This window comes from Streptomyces sp. ITFR-16 (assembly GCF_031844705.1).
In the GTDB taxonomy this organism is placed as follows: domain Bacteria; phylum Actinomycetota; class Actinomycetes; order Streptomycetales; family Streptomycetaceae; genus Streptomyces.
This window is the reverse complement of record NZ_CP134609.1, coordinates 7,100,256-7,121,106: the sequence shown is the minus strand read 5'-3', so window position 1 is coordinate 7,121,106 and position 20,851 is coordinate 7,100,256. Positions and strand designations below refer to the sequence as shown.

15 protein-coding genes and 2 pseudogenes are annotated in these 20,851 nt (G+C 71.3%); 11 read left to right on the top strand and 6 right to left on the bottom strand.

The window, feature by feature from the left end; genetic code table 11:
* The first annotated feature begins 135 nt into the window (after window positions 1-135).
* The 5 genes from RLT58_RS31730 to RLT58_RS31710 all read left to right on the top strand — a co-directional run bounded on the left by RLT58_RS31730 (window position 136) and on the right by RLT58_RS31710 (window position 7,181).
* Entirely contained in the window at window positions 136-1,809 is a 1,674-nt protein-coding gene (locus tag RLT58_RS31730) for a phosphorylase family protein (RefSeq protein ID WP_311313786.1), read from the top strand.
* Between the two features lie 12 nt (window positions 1,810-1,821).
* The gene (locus tag RLT58_RS31725) at window positions 1,822-4,830 is read left to right on the top strand and encodes an AAA domain-containing protein (protein ID WP_311313785.1); all 3,009 of its coding nucleotides are present in this window, start codon (window positions 1,822-1,824) and stop codon (window positions 4,828-4,830) included.
* Window positions 4,827-6,044: a hypothetical protein gene (locus RLT58_RS31720; protein WP_311313784.1), complete on the top strand. Its 1,218-nt coding sequence runs from the start codon at window positions 4,827-4,829 to the stop codon at window positions 6,042-6,044. The genes RLT58_RS31725 and RLT58_RS31720 overlap by 4 nt, the downstream gene beginning before the upstream one ends.
* Window positions 6,041-6,568, top strand: a complete 528-nt coding sequence (locus RLT58_RS31715; protein ID WP_311313783.1) for a hypothetical protein — start codon at window positions 6,041-6,043, stop codon at window positions 6,566-6,568. The genes RLT58_RS31720 and RLT58_RS31715 overlap by 4 nt, the downstream gene beginning before the upstream one ends.
* 67 nt (window positions 6,569-6,635) lie before the next feature.
* Window positions 6,636-7,181, top strand: coding sequence for a GNAT family N-acetyltransferase (locus RLT58_RS31710; protein ID WP_311313782.1), 546 nt, complete (start codon window positions 6,636-6,638; stop codon window positions 7,179-7,181).
* Here the strand turns inward: RLT58_RS31710 and RLT58_RS31705 are convergent, their stop codons facing one another.
* Window positions 7,182-8,099 (bottom strand): SMP-30/gluconolactonase/LRE family protein, encoded by a 918-nt coding sequence (locus RLT58_RS31705; protein ID WP_311313781.1) that lies wholly within the window; start codon window positions 8,097-8,099, stop codon window positions 7,182-7,184.
* A 53-nt stretch (window positions 8,100-8,152) separates the two neighbouring features.
* Entirely contained in the window at window positions 8,153-9,043 is an 891-nt protein-coding gene (locus RLT58_RS31700) for a 3-hydroxyacyl-CoA dehydrogenase NAD-binding domain-containing protein (RefSeq protein ID WP_311313780.1), read from the bottom strand.
* A gap of 215 nt (window positions 9,044-9,258) precedes the next feature.
* Between RLT58_RS31700 and RLT58_RS31695 the strand changes: the two genes are divergently transcribed.
* A complete protein-coding gene (locus RLT58_RS31695) occupies window positions 9,259-10,179 on the top strand; it encodes a LysR family transcriptional regulator (protein WP_311313779.1) in 921 nt (306 codons plus the stop codon).
* A gap of 8 nt (window positions 10,180-10,187) precedes the next feature.
* Here RLT58_RS31695 and RLT58_RS31690 read toward each other — a convergent pair whose 3' ends face one another.
* Entirely contained in the window at window positions 10,188-10,475 is a 288-nt protein-coding gene (locus RLT58_RS31690) for a hypothetical protein (protein ID WP_311313778.1), read from the bottom strand.
* Between the two features lie 243 nt (window positions 10,476-10,718).
* On the opposite strand from RLT58_RS31690, the pseudogene RLT58_RS31685 reads away from it, so the two are divergent.
* From RLT58_RS31685 to RLT58_RS31665, 5 genes and pseudogenes are all read left to right on the top strand, one after another.
* Window positions 10,719-11,003, top strand: a pseudogene (locus RLT58_RS31685) (NAD(P)-dependent oxidoreductase); the annotation flags it as partial.
* A gap of 18 nt (window positions 11,004-11,021) precedes the next feature.
* Window positions 11,022-11,711: a ThuA domain-containing protein gene (locus RLT58_RS31680; protein WP_311313777.1), complete on the top strand. Its 690-nt coding sequence runs from the start codon at window positions 11,022-11,024 to the stop codon at window positions 11,709-11,711.
* 473 nt (window positions 11,712-12,184) lie between these two features.
* Entirely contained in the window at window positions 12,185-13,225 is a 1,041-nt protein-coding gene (locus tag RLT58_RS31675; protein WP_311313776.1) for a substrate-binding domain-containing protein, read from the top strand.
* 52 nt (window positions 13,226-13,277) lie between these two features.
* The gene (locus tag RLT58_RS31670) at window positions 13,278-14,873 is read left to right on the top strand and encodes a sugar ABC transporter ATP-binding protein (RefSeq protein ID WP_311313775.1); all 1,596 of its coding nucleotides are present in this window, start codon (window positions 13,278-13,280) and stop codon (window positions 14,871-14,873) included.
* The gene (locus tag RLT58_RS31665; protein WP_311313774.1) at window positions 14,870-15,904 is read left to right on the top strand and encodes an ABC transporter permease; all 1,035 of its coding nucleotides are present in this window, start codon (window positions 14,870-14,872) and stop codon (window positions 15,902-15,904) included. Before RLT58_RS31670 ends, RLT58_RS31665 begins: the two co-directional genes overlap by 4 nt.
* Window positions 15,905-16,199: 295 nt before the next feature.
* On the opposite strand, the pseudogene RLT58_RS36170 reads toward RLT58_RS31665, so the two are convergent.
* The 3 genes and pseudogenes from RLT58_RS36170 to RLT58_RS31640 form a co-directional block, all read right to left on the bottom strand.
* Window positions 16,200-17,350: pseudogene (locus RLT58_RS36170) on the bottom strand (IS110 family transposase).
* 445 nt (window positions 17,351-17,795) lie between these two features.
* On the bottom strand, window positions 17,796-19,958 hold the full coding sequence (locus RLT58_RS31645) for a permease (RefSeq protein WP_311313771.1): 2,163 nt from the start codon (window positions 19,956-19,958) through the stop codon (window positions 17,796-17,798).
* Window positions 19,955-20,638: an ABC transporter ATP-binding protein gene (locus RLT58_RS31640; RefSeq protein ID WP_311313770.1), complete on the bottom strand. Its 684-nt coding sequence runs from the start codon at window positions 20,636-20,638 to the stop codon at window positions 19,955-19,957. Before RLT58_RS31640 ends, RLT58_RS31645 begins: the two co-directional genes overlap by 4 nt.
* Window positions 20,639-20,851: the final 213 nt, after the last annotated feature.

Below are 20,851 nucleotides of genomic sequence, written 5' to 3'. Positions count from 1 at the left end.
AAGTACCGGGCTAAAGTGAATCCCTTGCCGGGCGGGGACTGCCGCCGGAACGACCGAAGTCGCGGGGAACGATCTCACGTGCCGGGGAAGTGAGGGTTTTCGTTGGGGGGAACGAGAAGGCGGCCCGTCGTTGTCGTGCTCACCGCCTTGGAGGTCGAATACGAGGCGGTGCGCCGTCACATGGTGGATGTCGACGAGGTCGAGCTGCCGCAGGGCACCCGCCTCGACGTCGGCCGGATACGCGGCCTCAACTGGGAGGTGGCGCTGGCCGAGACGGGCCCCACCAACACCCGCGCGGCTCTCGTCGCACAGCCCGCCCTCCAGTACTTCGACGCCGAGGCGATGCTCTTCGTCGGCGTCGCCGGTGCGCTCAAGGACGATGTCCGCCTCGGTGACGTCGTCGTCGCCAGAAAGGTCTACGGCTATCACGGCGGCCGCGAGAGCGAGGACGGCTTCGCCGCGCGGCCCGACGTCTGGGAGCCGGGCCACGACATGGACCAGCTGGTGCGCTCCGCCCGCCGCAACGAGCCCTGGGCCTTCCTTCCCTCGGACGACCGCCCCGCCCCGCTTCCCCGGGTTCATTTCGAGCCGATTGCCTCGGGCGATGTGCTTCTCGGCTTCCGGGACTCCGAGACGGCCCGCCGCATTCGCCGGCATTACAACGACGCCGCGGCCATCGACATGGAGAGCCACGGTGTCACCCACGCGGCCGGGATGGACCGCACCGTGCGGGCCCTCTCCATTCGCGGGATCAGCGACCGCGCCGATCCGGACAAGGGCGAGCGCGACGCCGAGGGCTCCCAGGAGACCGCGGCGCGCCACGCCGCCGCCTTCGCGCTGCGGGTGCTGCGCGACCTGCGCCCCGCCGGCCGGCCGCCGCGACAGCGGCCCCCGGAGCCGGCCGTCGTCCTGGCGCCCGCCCCTGACCGCTTTCCGGACAGTGCCTGGGAGAGCCGGCCCGTCGTCCGGGTCGACGCACATGAATACCTGCTGTACGAGGGCCCCGGAGACCTGCTGCGGGAGTCACGGGACGGCGACGTGCTACGACGCCAGGCGGTGGCACGTGTGGTGTCCGACGGGAACGCGCGGGACACCTACGCCTGGCTGCGCCAGGTCGAGTGGACCCATCCGCTGACCGGCCCGGGCCGCTTCCATCCCCTCGCCGGGCTGGAGCAGGAGGCCCGGCTGTGCCGGCGGCTCGGCGGCCCCGACGTCGTCCAGCTCACCCGCTCCGGGAACACCGCAACCCTCGCCCTCGCCTGGCCCGGCGACCCCCGGTCCGGCCACCCCGAGACCCTGCACGCGCTGCTGCCCGAATCGCCCGTGCCGGCGGACCCGCTGCGCCTGTGGTCGATCGTGAAGGGGCTCGCCGAGGTGGCCAAGGCGCTGGAGCGGCTGAGCGGCGCGGGGTCGTCGCACCGGGCGCTGCGGCCGACCGCGGTGGTCGTGCACCGGCCGCACATGACGCTGCGCGACCTCGGCCTCGCCACGGTGCCGCCGCGCCCGGGCGAGAACCCGGGGCCTTATCAGGCGCCCGAGCAGAGATACGGTTCCGGCTTCCGTCCCGGGCCCGCCACCGATGTCTACCAGCTGGGGGCGCTGCTGCACCGCGCGCTGACCGGCCGCGTGCCGGAGCCCGGGATGCCGCCCTATCGCGGCTCGGGCTCCGCACCGGACGGCCTCGTCCACGCGGTCGCCGGCGCCCTGCGCGAGGACCCGGGGGCGCGCCCGGGGGCCGGTGCGCTCGGCGCCGCCCTGCTCGCCGCCGCACGTGAACTGGCGTCCGTCCCGCCGCCGCCCCAGCGCTGAGGAGCGTCGCCGATGTCCGTCACCACCGTCACCCTGCGCGCTCCCCTGGTGCTCGTCCCGGGGATCGGCCTCGACGACCGGCTCCGCGCGAGAGCCGCGTCCAGCGCGGGCCTGCCGTCCGACCTCTCGCGGATCGTCCACGACCTGAACCAGCTCGAAGACGGCGCCGCCGTGAGCATCAGCCCGGCAACCGGCAAGTACCGGGCGTCGCTGCTGGTGCACACGCGCACCTACCGACTGCGTCTGGAGGCCACGAAGCGAGGTACGGGCTACCTCGTCAAGCACATCGATCCGCTGCGCCTGGCCGACCACGCGCGGCTCGCCGGAGCATGCCTCCTGGTACGCCCGCCCGCCTGGCGCATGGTGTTCGAACTGCGGGCCGTGCCCGACGGCTCGGACGCCCAGTGGCAGGTCCTCGACCAGGCCTGGCAGGATCTCGGCCGGGTGCGAGCGGAGCAGCAGGGAACCCCCGCCGTCAGCGAGGCCCAGTCGGAGTTCCTCGACTCGGTGGACCGGCTGATCGACGCGACCGAGGAGATCACCACCCGGGACGACCGCCAGGCCGCGCCGTTTCCGTACCAGCGCCTCACCACCACCGGTGGCAAGCGCGGCAGCACTCCGCGGTCCGTCTACGAATTCCGGCTCGTCGGAACGGAGTCTCCGCCGGCCGGAGCCTTCGTCCGCATCCAGGGCGACACCGAGACGCGCGGGAAGGTGAGCAGGGCGGTGGAGAATACCGTCACCGTCCGGTTCGAGCAGCCCGTTTCCTGGGACCGGCTGCCGGCGCGCGGCGCTCTGGAATTGATCCCCAGCAGCGTCATCTTCAACAAGCAGCGACAGGCCGTGGCGGCTCTGCGCAAACGGGAGGCCAGGAATCCGGGTCTCCTCGCGGCTGTGGTCGAGCACCACGTACGCGCGATCCCCGCGACGACCGCGCAGCCGCACGAGGACCTCGATCCCGAGCAGCTGGAAGCCTTCCGCAAAGCGTTGACCACCGAGGATCTTCTTGTGGTGCTCGGTCCGCCCGGCACGGGAAAGACCCGGACCATCACGGAGATCGCCCATACCGCCGCGACGACGGCCGGGGCCGACAGCGGCCGGGTGCTGGTCACCTCCCACACCAACCGCGCCGTGGACAACGTTCTGGCCCGTCTGCCACGGGATCTCGTCGTCATCCGGGTCGGGGACGAGAGCAAGGTGCACGTCGACGTCAAGCCGTTGCTCCTGGAGGAGCAGGCGGACGGTCTCTCCCAGGAGATCCGCCACGCCATGACCCAGCGCACGCGCGCCTACGAAGAGGCGGCGGCCGTGGAACCGTGGGCGGACGAACTCGCCGCGCGCATGAGGCAGGTCGACGGACAGCTGGAGAACGCGGAGGCCGCGGCCCTGCGGCTGCGGGAGGCGAGCGACGCGGCAGCCGCTCCGGCCCGGGCGCGGCTGGCGATGCTCCAGGACCGGCAGCGGGAGGCGGACGCGGCCCTGCAGTCGCTGTTCGAGCGTGCCGCGTTCCTCCAGGAGAAGGCGCGGCACGCGGGGCAGCGCTCCCATGCCTTCCTCATCGGTCGGCTGTACCGCTCCCGTGCCCGCCGCCGGGAGGCGGAGTTCGCCACGGCACACGCGGAGATCCAGCACCTCCGGGCGCTGGGTCCCGAGCTGCGCCGGCAGGCCGAGGCCGCCGGCGCCGAGGCGGACCACGCGATCCGCGACGACGCCGCGGTCCGGGCGGCCCGGACCGCGCTCCGGACGGCCGAACACCTCGTCGGCCAGGGTTTGCAGTACGCCTACGACGCCGCCGACACCGCCGTCCACGCACTCCGCTCCGTCGTGCCGGGTGAACCCGAGCCCCCTCGCCTGCCCCATGCGGCCGATGCGGCAGCCGCGTTGCACGCCCTGCACAGGCGGCTGCGGGACTGGCTGCCGCTCCTCGCGCAACGCGGGGAGCTGGCCCGGCAGTGGCAAGCCGCCGTCGGCCAAGAGCCGGGCCAGCTGGTGCCCGAACTGGTCCGCTACGCCCAGGTGGTCGGCGCCACCTGCATCGGTGCCGCGTCCCGCCCCGAACTGTCGGGAGTCGACTTCGACCTGGGCATCGTCGACGAGGCGGGACAGATCGGCGTCGCGGACACACTGGTGCCCCTGACCCGGGTCCGCCGCGGGGTCCTGGTCGGTGACGACCGGCAACTGCCGCCCTTCCGGGACTCCGAGGTGGACGAGTGGGCCAAGGAGAACGGTGACCCCGAAGTGGTCCGGCTGCTGGCGCAGAGCGCCCTGGAACGCCTGCGGGGCGGGCTGCCCGCCTCACACATCGTGCAGCTGACCCGCCAGCGCCGGATGCCCGCGGAGATCGCCGACTTCATCTCGGCCTCCTTCTACCGGGGCGAGCTGCTCACCGAGAAGGACCACCGGCACACCGGTCCCCTGTTCGCGAGTCCGATGGCCTTCGTCGACACCGGCGGGCTGCCCGACCGGGTACGCCGCGAGTCGGGTGGCCGCCGCACCGAGGGCCGCGGCCACCGGGGCCCCTTCAACCCCTGCGAGGCACGCCTTCTGGCCAGGCTCGCCGCGTTCTACCACCACCGGGGCTCCGAGTGGGTGGTGATCGTCCCGTACCTCGCCCAGCGTCTGGAGGTCATCCGCCATCTGACCCCGCTGATCGGTGACTCCCAGCTCGCGGACGCCTCGGTCGGCAGCGTCGACTCCTACCAGGGCGGTGAGCGCGACATCGTCCTGTACGGGTTCACCCGCAGCAACGCCGAGGGCCGCATCGGCTTCCTCAAGGAGCTGCGCCGCGCCAACGTCGCCTTCACCCGCGCCAAGAGCCAACTGGTCATGGTGGGCGACCTGGGCACCCTGATGCGCGCCGACGACCCCGGCTTCCGCACGCTCATGGGCGAACTGCACCGGCATCTGCTCGACCGCGGTGACCTGCGGGACCACAAGGACGTCATGGCCGCCCTCGACGAAGCCCTCCCGGACATGGGCAGAGCCGCCCGCGGGTCCTCCTCGGAAGGGGGCCGACCGTGACGACGGCTCCACGGCTGATGAACTTCCCCGAGGAACGCGTCCTGGAGGACGCCGCCTTCGGCCAGGGCCTCGTGCCCACCCGGCTCTACTCCCTGCTGCTGCCGGTCTGGGAGGTGGAGATCCGCGCCGACATCACCGAGGGCGAGCCCTTCTTCCTGATCGACCGCTTCCTGGAGCGCGGGCTGCGCCACGGCGCCCTGCACACCGTGGACGAACTCGCCACGTTCTTCGCCCTGGACCGCGCGCTGGTCGCGCAGGCGGTGCGCTTCCTGACCAGGATCGGCCATCTGCGGGAGGAGGCCGGGGGACGGCTCTCCCTGACACGTCTGGGGAAGCGCTCCGTGGACGACGACGTCCGCTACGTGGTGAGCCGCCAGGACCGCCGGAAGCTGTACTTCGAGGCCCTCGGGTGCACCCCGCTGACCCGGTCCCACTACGACGACGATGTCGTGACGCTTCTGTCCGGAGACGAACTGGCCCGGGTGCAACTAAGCGACCACTACCCGCGCTTCACCCCGATCCACGTGACGTCCGGCTTCGACCGCTCGGCCCTGAAGCGCCTCAAGGAGCGCAAGGACCGGGCCCGGTTCAACCTTCCCGCGGCCCTGGACTCCCTGGAGTGCGTGAGCGAGACCCTCGTCTTCCTCCCGGTGTACCTGGTGCGCGGCCGGGAGGGGCTGCTGGTCTACGGTCAGGCCTCGGCGGGGACCGCACCCGACCCGGAGCTCAGTGCGCTCTGCGGCGGTGACCGGAGGCTGACCCACACCCTGGACACCGAGGAGCGGGACGACCGGGGGGACGAGCGCCTTCTGCGGTCCGCCCGGAAATGGCTCGACGAGCAGGGCCTGCACGCGGTCGCCCCCGAACAGGACGACGACGGCACCTGGTCGGTCTCGCTGCCTCCCACCGCCTTCGGCGAGGACGGGATCCCGGTGTCCCGTATCGGCGGCTACCGCATGGCCGGCACCTGCTTCTTCCGTGTGTGGTGCGCGGAAGAGACACCACGTAAGCTCGCTCTCCTCGACCGCCTGGACCGGCGCATGGGTTCACGCCGACAGGTCACCCGGGTGGAGGCGGAGGAACTCATCGCTCGTCTGGCGCGTCAACTGCGCCTGAACGTGACCGGGTTGTCCCAGATCCGAGGCGGCGCGCAGAAGAGGGGCCTCAGCGGCCTGGAAGCCCAACTGGCCCGACTGGAGAATGAACCGAAGTGATCGACACCGGCCAACTCCTGCTTGCCGAATACGAGCAGATCAAGCAGGAGCAGCGAGCCCGTATCGGCTTCCGCGACAACCTCCTGTACGCCACGCTCGCCGTCATGGCAGCCGTGATCGGATCGACACTGGCCCGGGGAGGCCACGTGGAGATGCTCCTGCTCCTCCCCCCGCTGTCCGTGGTCCTGGGCTGGACCTACCTGGTCAACGACGAGAAGATCTCCGCCATCGGCCGGTACATACGCGACGAACTGTGCCCGCGGCTCAAGGAACTGACGTCGGAACAGGGGGACGTCTTCGGCTGGGAGTCCGCGCACCGCCGCGACGCACACCGCCGCTCGCGCAAGCGTTTCCAGCTCGCCGTCGACCTGCTGACGTTCTGCGCGGCGCCGCTCGCGGCACTGGCCGTCTACTGGATCCTCGGCCCGGCGCAGTGGCCCCTGGTCGTGATCTCGCTGATCGAGGCGACCGTGGTCATCGGTCTGGTGGTCCAAGTCGTGCGCTACGCCGAGTTCGGGGCCTGAGCGAGCACGGTCCGCGCCGGTGAAAACGGTTGCCGGTGCGGCTGCCGCGTGGGTAGCGTCGCCCTCCATGACCCCCACCCTCCACACCGGGCGACTGCTTCTGGAGCCGTACGTCCCCGAGGACGAAGAGGACTTCGTCGCCCTGTTCCAGGACCCCCGGGTGTCGCGGTGGATGGGTGACGGCCCCGACTCCGAAGCGGCGGACCGCGCCCTGTTCGGGCGGATCTTCACGAAGGTCTACGCCCGGGATCTCTTCGATGTCTGGGCTGTACGCCGCGACGGACTCCTGGTCGGGCACGCCGAGATCAAGCCGACCGACGCCGTCCGGGGCCACGAGATCATCTACGCCCTGGCGCCCGCCGCCTGGGGCGCCGGTCTGGGGACCGAGCTGGCCGGGGCGCTCGTCGGCCACGGCTTCGGCACGCTCGGACTGGACAGGGTGTACGCCACCGTTGCCGCGCCGAACGAGGCCTCGCTGAAGGTCCTGGGCAGAATCGGCTTCACGCATCTGCGGGACATCGAGGAGGAGGACGGCAGCACCACCCGGGTGCTGGCCTGCGGTCCGACCGCGACCGGTGTGGCTGCGCTCGCCCGTCAGGGGCGGGGCCGGTGATCAAAGGCTCCGGGGCAGCAGGCACAGTCCCGTCAGCGGCACCCCCAGTGCGGCGATCTCACGGGGTTCCTGTCCGGCCGCCGGGCCCTCGGGCAGCGGCACGGCCCTGATGCGGCCGCCGAGGTCGGCGACGTAGGCGATGCCTTCCCGGGGATCGACCGCGAGGCCGATCGCCTCGGCGAATCCGTCCGCGAGGATCTCGGGGGCCCGGCCCGTCGCGCCGGGCTCCGGAAGCGGCGCGCGGTTGAGGGTGTTGCCGTTGGGCGGCGCTCCCCGGTCCGTCCAGTACAGCCGGTCGCCGTCGAGGTGGAGGTCGATCGGTTCGGGCAGGCCGTCCCAGAGCACTTCGATGTCGGTACGGTGCTCGGCGCTCTCGCCGGGCGGCAGGTCCAGGCCCGCGCGCAGGATGCGGCCCCTGCCGCCCTTGGCCGGGCCCTTCTGCGTCCAGTACAGGTGGCCTCGGGCGGTGTCGACGGCCACGCCGACGCATTCGGCCATGATGCCGCCTTCGGCGGGGTTCACCACGAGATCGGTGAGGCCGCTGCCGTCCACCCGGACCCGGCCGACCCGGTGCCCCTCGCGGTCGCCCCAGTAGAGCGTGCCGGCGCCGTCGCTGGTCAGCTGTTTGCCGGTCGTGACCGCGCCGGAGGGGACCACCTCGCGCGGCGGGCCGCCGCCCAGGTCCACGGCGTGGACGCCGCCGTTGCGGCGGGAGAAGTCCTGGCCGGCCTCGCCGGGTGTGCCGGGGTCGGTCAGCGGGGCACCCATGGTGGTCCAGTAGGCGACGCCGGAGTCCACGACGATGCCGTCCGGGGCGGCGCCCGCGTCGTCCACGAGGGGGCGCACCCGGCCGTCCGGGATGCCGACCTTCAGCACCCTGCCGGGTGCCACCTGCAGTGCCAGTAGTCCGTGCGGCACGGTTGCCGTCCTTGTCCTCGACGAGTCTTGTTCCCGGTGGCCGGCGGGCCCGTTCACGCCCGTCCGCCGTCCCCGGAGGCCGGCCCCGTCCACCCCAGCGGCTCCAGGACGGCGCGGGTGCGGCCGTCACGCAGGGCGGCGAGACGCTCGTAGGCCGGCTCGCCCGTGCCGTACGCCTGCTCGACGGCGTCGAGCACCTCGCCCATCCGGGCCCGGTCCGGCGTACCGGTCTCGAAGTCCAGCTGGGAGCCGACGTGTTCCGTCAGGTGGCGCATCCCGCCGGGGCCGCCGCCGAGGACGCCGCTCTCGAACGGGCCGACGGTGGCCCAGCGCAGGCCGAGCGAGGCCCGGACCAGGTCGTCGAGGTCCTCGACGTCGATCACGCCCTGCTGGATGAGGTACGCGGCCTGGTCGTTGAAGACCTTCTGGAGCCGGTTGCCGACGAATCCGGGGATCTCCTTCTTCAGCCGGACCGGCAGCTTGCCGAGCTCTCGGTAGACCTCCACCGCCCGGTCGGCTGTACGCCCGGACGTCTTCGGCCCCGGCACCACCTCGACGAGCGGCATCAGCTCCGGCGGGTTGAAGGGGTGGCCGATCACGATCCGGTCCGCCGCGGGATTGCCCCGGGCGATCAGCGACGGCACCAGGGACGACGAGGAGGAGGCCAGTACCACGCCGTCGGCCGTGTGCGCCGCCAGCGTGGCGAACATCTGCTCCTTGACCTCGATGCGTTCCGGGCCGGCCTCCTGGACGAAGTCCGTGCCGGTGGCGGCCTCGGCGAGGTCGGGAAGGGCCGTCACCGGCAGGTCCGCCAGCTCGCGCGCCACCAGGTCCCGGAGGTCGGGCCGCGGGTCGCTGACGCGGACCTCCCAGCCGGCCGCGCCGAACAGGCGCGCCCAGGAGACACCGATGACGCCGGCTCCGACGATCGTCACGACTGCCACGAAGATCACCTCATTGGAAGAAGAGGGAAACGGCTCGGGGCACACGGCGGCGGCCTGTTTCCAGGGAACGGGCCGGGGAAAGCGGCGGCAAATCGGCCGGCCGGTCGTCGTACGAGGGGCAGCCGCGCCGCCTGCTCCGGCGGGTTCGGTCGAGTTCCAGTGGACACCCGGGCCGTCGAGTCTGTCCAATATATGATCACCTAGTGATCAATAGGGTGGACGATATCAACCTGTCGCGGCGCCTGCTGGAACAGTTCCTGGCGGTGGCGCGGGAGAAGCACTTCGGCCGTGCCGCCGAGCGGCTCGGCATGAGTCAGCCGCCGCTCAGCCAGTCGGTCCAGCGGCTGGAGCGGGTGGTGGGCGTGCGTCTGCTGGACCGGGGCCCGGGTGGCGTACGGCTGACCGCGGCCGGCGAGGTGTTCGCCGCCGACGCGCGGCGGCTGCTCGATCTGCAGACCGCGGCGGTCGAGCGGGCCCGGCGGGTCGCGAGCGGCGTGGAGGGGGACGTACGGGTCGGCTATGTGAGCCTGCTGAGCCACCTCTATCTGCCCACGCTGCTGCGGACGGCGGCCGAGCACCTGCCCGGCCTCCGCGTGCACCTGCACCACGGCTCCTCGCAGGAAGTGGCCGAGCAGGTCCGCACGGGGGCGCTCGACCTCGGGTTCCTGCGGGACCCCGCGCGTCTCTCCGGCGATCTCACCGGCACGGTGATCGCCACCGAGCGGATCGGCGCCGCGGTGCCGGACGGCCACCGGCTGGCCGGCCCCGACGGCATCGCCCTCGCGGAGCTGCGGGACGAGGACTTCGTCCTGCCCGACCCCGCCGCACTGCCCGTCCTCGCCGAGCAGCTGCGACTCGCCTGCCGCCGGGCGGGGTTCACGCCGCGCGGCGTGGCGGTCGCGGACGATCTCAGCGGACTCTTCAGCTATGTGGCGGCGGGTCTGTGCGTCAGCCTGCTCCCGGAGGGCCTGCGGCACCTGGCCGTGCCGGGCGTGGGCTTCGTACCGCTCCAGGGGCCGGCCGGCGATCTGGACACCCGGGTGTACGCCGTCCACCGCCCCGATGCCGACCCGGCCGTGGTCCGCCTGCTGGACCTGATCGCCGCCCTGCCGCCGGGGGCCACGCAGGGCGCTTGACGAGGCCGCTAGTCGACGAGCGCACCCGAGCTGCGCACGAAGAGAGGTTTCTGCAGGGTGCCCGGACGCGGGTCCGACACCGGGCGGGCCGAGGTCCAGATGGCCTCCACGCCCAGCGGCCGGTAGCCGTCCTCCTGAGTCCACCTCGACGAGGCGGAACGTTCCTGCGTGGGGGCGGGCAGCAGGGGTGCCGGCAGCGCCTTGCGTTCGATGCTTCCCAGGCGCCGCTCGAAGTCGGCCTGCAGCCGGTCCAGGGTGTCCAAGAAGTCCTCGAGCGGAGTGCTTCCCTCGTACATCTGCTCCTCGTTTTCTGCATCGTTCCCCGCACCGCGCGCAGGATCGGGCACACGGCGACGATCGGACGCACGGTGATCGGCGGTGGCGCCTGCCCTCGCGGACACAGCCATCGAAAGTCGTCAAATTCGGAACGAAATGTTCTTTTCGTTGCCGCACTCCGCACAACGATCCCCCTGCCCAGGGGGAATGCGGCATTCGGGTGACTCGCGCAGAACGTGAAGCCCGGACAAGCGGCCGCAGACGTTCACACGGGGCACGGCTCCCTCGTCGACACCGACGCCCTCACCGCCGAGGCGCTGTCGGGACGTCTCCACGCCGTGCTCGACGTCACCGAACCCGAGGTGCTGCCGCCGGCCTCCCCGCTGTACGCGCTGCCGAACGTGCTGCTGACCCCGCACATCGCCGGCTCACTCGGCGGCGAGCTCCTGCGCATCACCCGCAGCGCCGTGGACGAGGTCGAACGCTACTGTGCGGGACGGGAGTTCGCGTACCCGGTGACCCGAGCCGCCCTCGCCACCTCTGCCTGAGAGACCCGGAGAACCAGCATGTCCCGGACCGCCCCGCTGTCGGACGTCCTCGTCTTCACCCGCACCACGGCCTACCGCCACAACTCGATCCCCGCCGGACGGGCGGCCCTGCGCGAGCTGGGCGAGGAGCACGGCTTCGCCGTGGAGACCTCCGAGGACCCCTCGGTCTTCACCGATGCCTCCCTGGCGCGGCGCGGCGCGGTGGTCTTCCTGTCCACCAGCGGTGAGGTGCTCACCCCGGACGGACAGCGGGCGCTGCGGCAGTGGATCCTGGCCGACGGCGGTTTCATGGGCATCCACTCCGCCGCGTGCACCGAGTACGACTGGCCGTTCTACGGGGAGTTGCTCGGCGCCCGCTTCGCCGGCCATCCGGAGTTCCAGCCCGGCACCGTGCTGGTGGAGGACCGGGGTCATCCGGCGACGCGCCATCTGCCGCCCCGGTGGGACTGGCACGACGAGTGGTACGACTTCCGGAGCAACCCCCGGCGCCCCGGTGTGCGGGTCCTCGCCACCGTCGACGAGTCCGGGTACGAGGGAGGCGGCATGGGCACCGATCATCCGCTGGTGTGGTGCAAGGAGTCCGGCGCCGGCCGCTCGTTCTACACCTCCCTGGGCCACGCGGACGGGGCCTACCGCGACCCGGCCTTCCGCGGCCACCTCCTGGGCGGCCTGCGCTGGGCGGCGGGGTGGTCGCGGGACGACGACTGACCGGCCTCCGCGAAGACGCCCCGTACCCGGCGGTGCCGGACATCCCCGCGTCGGACACGCGCACCATGTCACGCGCTCCGGCGTCGAGCGGCTTCTTCGGCAGCGGCCGACGGCCCACCTCGGGGCATGCCCGGGCAGCCGCAAACCCTGTGTCGCTGGGGTACTTCATGGCGCTATCGAATGATGACAGCGCGATGATCTACGAACAGGCCTCCGGAGAACCGCAGTTGACGCCAGCCCACTCGTGCAGGTCGCCGGAGAAACCCCCGCCCGCAGCCTTGACCGCCACCCCGTAACAGGCATGTCATGGCTCATGACATGTTCGAGAATGTTGCTTCACGGTCTCTTCTGAGGCTCTTCCTCACCGACGGACACCCGTCCCCCCGCCCCCGTGACCCACTCACGTCGCATCCCCATCACACGGCCTTCCCCGCGCCCGCGTGGCGGAAGGCCGTCAGCTCAAAGGAGCCTCCATGTTCACTGCATCCCGCAGGCACATCGCCGCCGCCACCGGACTTCTCCTCGCCCTCGGCCTGAGCACGGCCTGCTCCTCGGGCAAGGAGGACTCGGGCGAGGACACGGTCGGCAAGGTGGACGGCAAGATCTCCCTCACCTACCTGCAGAAGCAGGGCGACCAGGAGTACTTCGTGGGCGAGGCGGCCGGCGCCAAGGCGAAGGCCAAGGAGCTCGGCATCGGCCTCAAGGTGGTCAACCTCGGCAACGACGCCAACAAGACGGTCAGCGAGGTGCAGTCCGCGGTCGCCCAGAAGTCCAAGGGCGTCATCATCGTCGTCCCGGACCCGGCCGTCGGACCGCAGGTCGTCCAGACCGCGAAGGACGGCAAGGTCGCTCTGCTGACGTCCGACGACCAGATCTGCACCACCGGCCCGGACCCCGCCGCCTGCGGGAAGGACGACCTGGTGCCCCGCATCGGCTTCAGCGGCGCCCAGATGGGCGGGGAGGTCGGCAAGCGCGCCGCCGAGGAGTACGAGAAAGCGGGCTGGAAGGCCGCCGACACCCGCGTCATATCGGCCTGGAAGCAGGACGTCACGGTGTGCGGGGACCGGGTGGACGCCGCCAGGAAGGCCTTCGACTCCGCGGTCCCGGGCGTGAAGACCATCAATGTGCCCACCGACAACACCCCGACCGGCGCCCAGGACAAGATCGCCGCGACCATCACCGCGAACTCCAAGGTCAAGAACTGGGTCGTCTGGGGCTGCAACGACGAGAACACCATGGGCGGGGTCACCGCGCTGCAGAACGCCGGCATCGGCCCCGACCACGTCATCGGCGTCGGCCTGGGTGCCTACCTCGCCTGCAAGGAATGGCAGTCCGACAAGAAGAGCGGCATGAAGGCCGCCCTCTTCATCAACGGCAAGGACGTCGGCGCGCTGGCCGTCCAGACCATGTACGACAAGCTCAAGAACGGCAAGGACTTCCCCCAGGAGGCCTTCGCCCCCACCAGCATGGTCGACCGCTCCAACTGGAAGAAGTCCGGCCTCACCTGCAGCTGACCCGCCCCGCCCGACCAGACCGCGCGCCACACCTTCGAGGTGAAACCGACACATGACCAGAGCGCCCCACTCCACCGCCGGGCCGGAACCCGCCGGCGGACAGCCCGACGCCGTTCCTCGTAACGAGTCCATCGGCATAACAGACGTCACCAAACGGTTCGGTACGGTGCAGGCGCTCAGCGGCGTCACGCTCGATTTCCCGCGCGGTCAGGTCACCGCGCTGATGGGCGAGAACGGTGCGGGCAAGTCGACTCTGCTCAAGATCCTCACCGGGGACCACCAGCCGACGGAGGGGCACGTCGTCCTCGGCGGGGAGAGCGTCACCCTCGACTCCCCCGCCCGGGCACGTGCGGCGGGGATCCGGATCATCCCCCAGGAACCGGAGATCATCCCGCACATCTCCGTCGCCGAGAACGTCTACGCGGGTGCGCTGCCGCGCAAGCGCGGCAGGCGTTTCGACCGGGCCGAGCTGCGCCGGCGCATCCGGGCCGACCTGACCCGGCTCGGCTTCGACGGCGTGCTCGACCCCGACCTCCTCGGCTCCCGGCTCACCCCGGCCCAGCGGCAGCTGGTCGAGATCATGCGCGCCCTGACCGGGAGCACGCCGCCGCGCCTGCTCGCCTTCGACGAACCCACCTCCTCGCTGTCCGAGCACGAGGTGGACGCCCTGTTCGCCCTCATCCGGCGGCTGCGGGAGCAGGGCATCGCGATCGTCTACGTCTCGCACCGCATGCAGGAGATCTTCCAGCTCGCCGACCGCATCGCCGTGCTGCGCGACGGCAGCCTGGTCGGCGTGCAGCAGGCGGACACGACGAACGAGGGGGAACTGGTACGCCTCATGGTGGGCCGGGACCTGTCCGCCATGTTCGTACGGCAGCGCGTGGCCACGGACCGGCTCGTCCTCGACGTCAGGAACCTCACCACCGACGACGTGCACGACATCTCGCTCCAGGTGCATGCCGGCGAGGTCGTCGGACTGGCCGGCCTCATCGGGGCGGGCCGTTCCGAACTGGCCCTGGCCCTGGCCGGGGACCAGCCGGTCCACAGCGGCGGCGCCACGCTCGACGGCGTCCCGCTGCCGAGCGGGCGCCCCGGCGCGGTGATCCGGGCCGGGCTGGGCCTCGCACCGGAGGAGCGCAAGGCGCAGGCCCTCTTCCTCCAGCAGTCCGTCCGGGCCAACATCTCGCTGGTGGTGCTCGACCGGCTGCGGCGCTCCCGCTTCGTACGCCGGGGGGCCGAGCGCGATCTCGCCCAGCACTACACGGACCGGCTCAGGGTGCGCACCCCCTCGGTCAACCACGAGGTGCGCAAGCTGTCCGGCGGCAACCAGCAGAAGGTCGTCCTCGCCCGGTGGCTGGCGCGCAAGCCGAAGGTCCTGATCCTGGACGAGCCGACCCGCGGGATCGACGTCGGGGCCAAGGCCGAGATCTACCAGATCATCGCCGACCTGGCGGCGGAAGGCGTCGCGCTGCTGGTCATCTCCTCCGAACTCACCGAACTCCTCGGCCTCGCGGACCGGGTCGTCGTCATGCAACAGGGCCGCATCACCGGCGAGCTCAGCCACGACGAGGCCACCGAGGAGTCCATCCTCGCCCTCGCGATGGCCGACGACATCATCAGCGCAAGCACCCCCGGAGCCTCCTCATGACCCTCACCAGCCCTCCGTCCCCAGCAGTCAAGGGACCGTCGGACGGTTCCACGCTCTCCCGGCCGAAGCTGCTCGCCCACGTCAGCGGGCAAAACATCAGTCTCGTCGGCGCGCTCGTTCTCGTGCTCGTCCTGTTCGGGGTGCTCAACGACAACTACTTCAGCCTGTCCAACATGCAGGTGATCGCCGAGGCGGCCACCATCACGGGACTGCTCGCCATCGTGCAGACCGTCGTGATCATCTGCGGCGGCCTCGACATCTCCGTGGGCTCGCAGGCCGGTGTGGCGTCCGTCGTCAGCGCGATGGTCTTCACCAGCACCGGAACCAACGCCTTCCTCGGCATGGCGGCCGCCGTGGGCGTCGGCCTCGCCATCGGCGCGCTCAACGGCCTGATCATCGTCTACGGCCGGGTCAATCCCACGATCGCCACCCTGGCCGGCCTCGCCGCCTACAAGGGCCTCGCCCAGTTGCTCTCGGACGGCCGGGCCCAGGGCTACGTCCTCAACGACGACGTCTTCGTCTTCCTCGGCCGCGGGAAGATCGCCGGACTTCCCGTCATGGTCTGGATTCTCATCGTCGTCGCCGTGACCGTCCATGTCCTGCTCCGCTACACCGACATCGGGCGCAACATCTACGCCATCGGCGGCAACGACACCGCCGCCCGCCTCGCCGGCATCAACATCAACAAGTACCTGATCTTCGTCTACGCCCTGATCGGGATCGTCGCCGCGATCGCGGGCATCCTGCTCACCGCCCGTACCGGCTCGGGCCAGCCCACCTCGGGGAGCGAGGGCCTGGAGCTCAAGGCCATCACCGCAGCCGCGCTCGGCGGCGCCGCGCTCAAGGGGGGCAAGGGCGGCATCGGCGGCACGCTCCTCGCCGTCGCCCTTCTCGGGGCCCTCGAGAACGGCCTCACCGTCCAGGGCATCAACTCCTTCTGGCAGAACGTCGCCCAGGGCGCGCTGCTCGTCGTGGCGGTCGTCATCCAGCAGCGCCGCAGCGGGGAAAGGGCCGTCGGCCTGCCGCACTGACCGGGTCTCCGCGCCGACGCGGTGGAGCGGGTCCACTCGCCTGAGGCACATCATCCCTCCGCATTGGCCTTGGTGGGCTCCCCTCTCTGTTTGATCAAGGTGGTGCGGGCTGCTGGTGGGTAAGGATGAGGGTATGACGACCTAGTTTCGCACCTACTGCAAGGACGAAGATCTGTGGCTGTGCTTCGAGGCCGATGCCGTACTGGATGGCTGGCAGGTCCAGCCGCAGGCAGCCGAGATCTCCGCGGAGGAGTTCGAGCTCTTGTGGGTCGAGGCCAGGCGCATTCTTGGTTCTTCAGACTGATCTGGCGGGCTGAGGTTCGTAGGGGGCGCCGTCGCGGAGCATCGTGCAGAGCACATCGGTCCGCCGTCTGGCGAGGCAGAGCAGGGTCCGGGTGTGGTGCTTGCCCTGGCTGATCTTCTTGTCGCGCAGGCCGGCGACTCAGGGTCGCCCAGGGCCGCAAACGCGGAGAGGCAGAAGGCTTGTTTGAGCCGCTTTCCCCTCGCAGGGGGCTGTTCGCCTCGGATCGATCGGCCCGAGTCGCGGGTCGCAGGGGCGATCCTGCGCAGGCGGCGAGGTGGCCGGCATGAACGTCAGTACCTCCGAAAGGGGTGGCCCTCCAGCAGTCCGTCGATCCGCCCGGCGAGCAACTTGCGCTGGTCAAGCACGGCGGTCGGCGACCCGGCCAGTTCGGGACAGTCAGAGTGGCTGCCTCGGTGCCCGGAACGGTGAGGGTCTGCTCGTCCCGGGCGGCCAGGACATCCTCAACCAACCGCTCGGCCTTCCGCGGCGTCTTCGGCCGTAACAACGTGACGCGGCGGCGTCGGTCAGCCCTGCCGCTCTGGGACGGAGAGCCGAACCGCCCCGGCAGGGCCGGGGCGGCCGGGTGTTGCGGCCGGTCTCCGGCACCCGCTCCAGCGAGGGATGGATCTGGGCCGGCAGGCCGTGCAACCGGTCCGCGACCCGGGTGGTCTCACCGGCCAGGTCGTCGTCGAAGCCAGCGATCATCTCCAGCTCGGCGATCGTCTCTTGCTCGCCGTCGATCGCCCGCAGCATGTGGGGCATCGCGCGGGCCACGCCCGCAGTGACGAACGTGTCCCGCGCATCCGTCTCGGCCTCACCGGGCTAGAGGTCGGACATGCGGCGCATCGTCAGCCCGAGCAGGTAGGAGACGTGGCAGCCCGTGTCTCTCGCAACCACCAGCGGCAGGGCCACGATCCAGATTGGCTGGTCAACTCCGGGCCGAGCACGGTGCCGTGCTCGGCCCGGAGTTTCGCGAAGAGCTCGCGGAGTTTGGGGTCGGTATTGGGCAGGCGCTTGTCCAAGGCCTTCTTTCCGGCCGGAACTACGGAGGTGGCGTGGTGCTCGCCCTTGCCGACGTCCAGGCCGAGGAAGACATCCATGTCGCCGGTGTTGATCGCGTGCAGGCCCCTCCGGTCACACATTTCGTCCGGCCTTGCCTCGGCATCGAGCTGCCGCATCCACGTTACGGAGAGCTCTTCCGGCTCGGGTGAAGCCGGTCCTCAAGCCCCTCATCAGCGGTCGGCCGATGCCTCCGGGCCCGAAGGCCGGAGGCCCCATTGCGGAGCCGTGAAGTCGGCAACGGGGGAACTGCGCGGCTCGTCGACAGCGCGGCCCGGCTCTCTTCGCCGCCCCCTCCGCCCTGGACCGGATACGGCCATTGCTGGCCGAGCGCCCCCTGCCGGTAACGGTGCTCGTCGAGGACGGCGGCGGGGACGAGCGCGAACTGCGGGTCTCCGGGCCCGGTGAGCTCCCGGTCGCCTGCCTGGTCCCGGCGGACGCCGCTGTGCTCGACCGGAGGGGGAATTTCGAGGCGAAGTACGCGTGCGCCACTGCGTCGCCACGCCGCCGCACACGAGCCCCGCCCCCTCAGTCCGCCGTCGGCTTCCAGCGCTCGGCCTCGCGCGCCGCCGCGCGTGCGCCCAGGAATCCGACGGTCAGGGAGACAGCGGCACATGCGGCGATGCCGGCTGCCAGGACGGCCCAGGAAACGGAGCCCTCCTTCACCAGGGCGATGAAGAAGACCGAGTGCCAGGCGGTGACCGCCCCTGTGACGACGGTCGCGATGAGCAGGGGCACCGTGAGATGCCATGCGGCCACGGACCGGAACACACGGCGCCGGCCGGTCAGGACCGACAGCGGGGCGAGGGCGTGGCGGATCCGGCCGAATTCGGCCGCCGCGCTCACCGCACCGGCCATGAGAATGAAGAGGATGCCGGTGATGCCGAACAACCGGATCCAGTTCGGTATGCGGGAACGCGAGGAGCCCGTCCAGTCTCCGTCCAACGCCTCCACCCGGACCGGAGGGTTGGGAAGGGCGAAGGCGGCCTGCTTCACCTCGGCCAGCTGTCCGGGGGCGGACGTCACGACGAGGAGCGACTGTGTGCCGTCCGCCTTCACGCCGACCCGGGAGGCAGGGACGAAGCGGAAGTCGCCGTACCAGCGGGGCATTTCCCGCACCTGAGCGTTTCCGCCCGTCGGTGTCGTCTCCCCGCCGTGGCACCGCACGCGCAGGACGCTCAGATCGCGGCAGGTCCCGCCGACCGTGACCCACGGCTCCTTCGGCGGTCCCGGGTCGTGGAACGTACGGCTCAGGAGAACCGCCCCCGTCGGCAGGGACGACCGGAAGCGGCCGGTCTGGGCTGCGGTCATGCCGCTGGGGTTCACCTCGATCACGGTGTCCTTGATCCGCTGATGCGTGGCGACGGCCGCTCGCGAGTGCGTTCCCAGTCTGCTGGACCACACCTGCATCTGGGCGACGATGCCGATGCCGATGACCATCGCCAGGGCCAGGCGGACGACGACGCCGGGGTGGGCGTGCGTCCATCGTCCGCCGATCAGACGGCCCGGATGCCCCTTCCGCTTCCCGTTGCCGGCCAGCCAGGAGCCCAGACGGCGGGTGAGGAGGGCCACGACGGAGGAGAGGAAGGCCCACATGACGACGGTTCCGGAGGTGAAGACGATCAGCTGCGCCTTGCGGGGCACGTACTGGCTCGTCAGGACCAGCGCGACCCCGACTCCGCAGAGGGCCGGGCGCCATGCGGGAACGCGGGATGCGAAGGACGTCGGGCGGGTGGACCTACCGTCCCGGTGAACGCGGTGCGTACCCACCACGACGGCAAGCACGACGAACAGGGACACTCCGGTCGCGGCGGCGGCCATGGGCCAGCCGCCCCGCACATCGCGGTGATCGAGGATGTATCCGGTGGGCGCGAGACGTACGTCGTGCACGGACGCGACGGCGTACGGGACCAGCGCGATGAGCGTTCCCAGGGCTGCGGGGATCGCCGCTTCCCCGGTGTTGACGATCAGTCGGTGCCGCCAGGTGCCGCCCAGCGCGTGCAGGAGGCCGCCGCGTCGGTCACGGGTCCGGGAGCCGACCCGTGCGGCGACGACGGCCAGGGCGAGAGCGGGCAGCCCGGTCAGGGCCCACAGCGCGAGGAGAGGAGACGACACCGCAGGCTGGTCGACCATCTCGCCCGTCGCCCCGCCGTTCATCCCGAAGGCGCCGACGGACATCCACCTGCGATCGCTCCTGGGCGCCTCATCCGATACCCGGACGTAGGCGATCCGTTCGGAGGGAGTGACCAGGCCCTCCGTCGTGATGGTCCCGGCGAACCGCCCGTAGCGCGTGAGGATCCCCTCCCCCGCCCCTGTGCGGACGAGTTCGGGGGACAGCAGTGCCTCACCCGGCTCCGGCCACCGGCTCACTCCGGCAGGGACCGGGGCATCGGCGGTGAGCGGCCGGACGAAGACGAGGGAGACGGGTCTGCCTCCGATGGAGTCCCCTCCCTCCCGGTACAGCAGGGCGGCGTCCTTGCCGGAGGCGATCACCGGCCCCCGGGCCTCCGCCCTGGTCTCCCGGCCGTCGAAGGTCGCGACCGCGGCCACCGTCGCCAGAACAACGAAGGAGAAGGCGGCCGCGGCGCCGAACAGGCCCCACCACCGAAGGCGGTCACCCGGCGTGGAGCGCCCCGCCGCCAGACCGATCCTGAGCAGGGTAGTCGCGGTGGGGATGCGGTTCCCCCTCACAGGGCTCCCGCCTCCGCGAGAATCCCGCCGCGCAGTTCGTGGCTCCGGTCGGCACGGCCGGCCACCGAGAGGTCGTGAGTGACGACCAGCAGTGCGCAGCCCCGGTCGCGGGCCGCCGTGAACAAGTGCGCGGCGACCGACTCCTTGGCGTCCGGGTCGAGGGCGCCGGTGGGCTCGTCGGCGAGCAGGACGGCCGGTTCGGTGATCAGAGCGCGGGCGACGGCGGTCCGCTGGCGCTCACCGCCGGACAGCATGCCGGTGGGCGTGGAGCCGGTGGGGACCCCTAGCTCACCGAGGAGTTCCTCCGCCCTCCGGTACGCGTCCCGATGCCGCCCCCCGTCGAGCAGGACCGGCAGAGCGACGTTCTCCACCGGGCTGAGCTCGGGAAGGAGTTCGCCGAACTGGAACACCATGCTGAGCGTCTCCCGCCGCGCCTGGGCGAGCCGTGCGGAGCCGAGTCCGGTGATGTCCCTGCCCGCCGCGGTGATGGTGCCCGACTGGGGTTTGATCAGACCGAGAATGCACATGAGCAGCGTCGACTTGCCCGACCCGCTCGGGCCGGTCACGGCGACCGACTCGCCCCGGGGCACGGACAGCCCCACTCCGTCGAGGAGGGCCCGGCCTCCGACCTGGTAGCGGAGATCGCTGACGCGGAGTCCGGACGGGTCCTTCTCGTACACAGAACGTGCCTCTTGCTCTAGGGAGTGGAAAATCCGCACGGGCCTTCGGTCGCCCCGGCGAAGGTGGCCCACCGTCGCGAAGGCGTCCCCTGCCGCCACCGATTAATGGCACAACCGATCAAGCGTTAACAAGAGTTGGCCGGAAAGCTACCGCCCTACCGAGCAACAACAATGCACTGTTGCATCATGTGCAACTCTCCTGCGTGCGCGGCA

Excerpts from the sequence above, each read along its gene's own strand:
- RLT58_RS31725 (WP_311313785.1), top strand. The coding sequence starts at position 1,822 with ATGTCCGTCACCACCGTCACCCTGCGCGCTCCCCTGGTGCTCGTCCCG.
- RLT58_RS31710 (WP_311313782.1), top strand. The coding sequence starts at position 6,636 with ATGACCCCCACCCTCCACACCGGGCGACTGCTTCTGGAGCCGTACGTC.
- RLT58_RS31690 (WP_311313778.1), bottom strand. The coding sequence starts at position 10,475 with ATGTACGAGGGAAGCACTCCGCTCGAGGACTTCTTGGACACCCTGGAC.
- RLT58_RS31680 (WP_311313777.1), top strand. The coding sequence starts at position 11,022 with ATGTCCCGGACCGCCCCGCTGTCGGACGTCCTCGTCTTCACCCGCACC.
- RLT58_RS31675 (WP_311313776.1), top strand. The coding sequence starts at position 12,185 with ATGTTCACTGCATCCCGCAGGCACATCGCCGCCGCCACCGGACTTCTC.
- RLT58_RS31670 (WP_311313775.1), top strand. The coding sequence starts at position 13,278 with ATGACCAGAGCGCCCCACTCCACCGCCGGGCCGGAACCCGCCGGCGGA.
- RLT58_RS31665 (WP_311313774.1), top strand. The coding sequence starts at position 14,870 with ATGACCCTCACCAGCCCTCCGTCCCCAGCAGTCAAGGGACCGTCGGAC.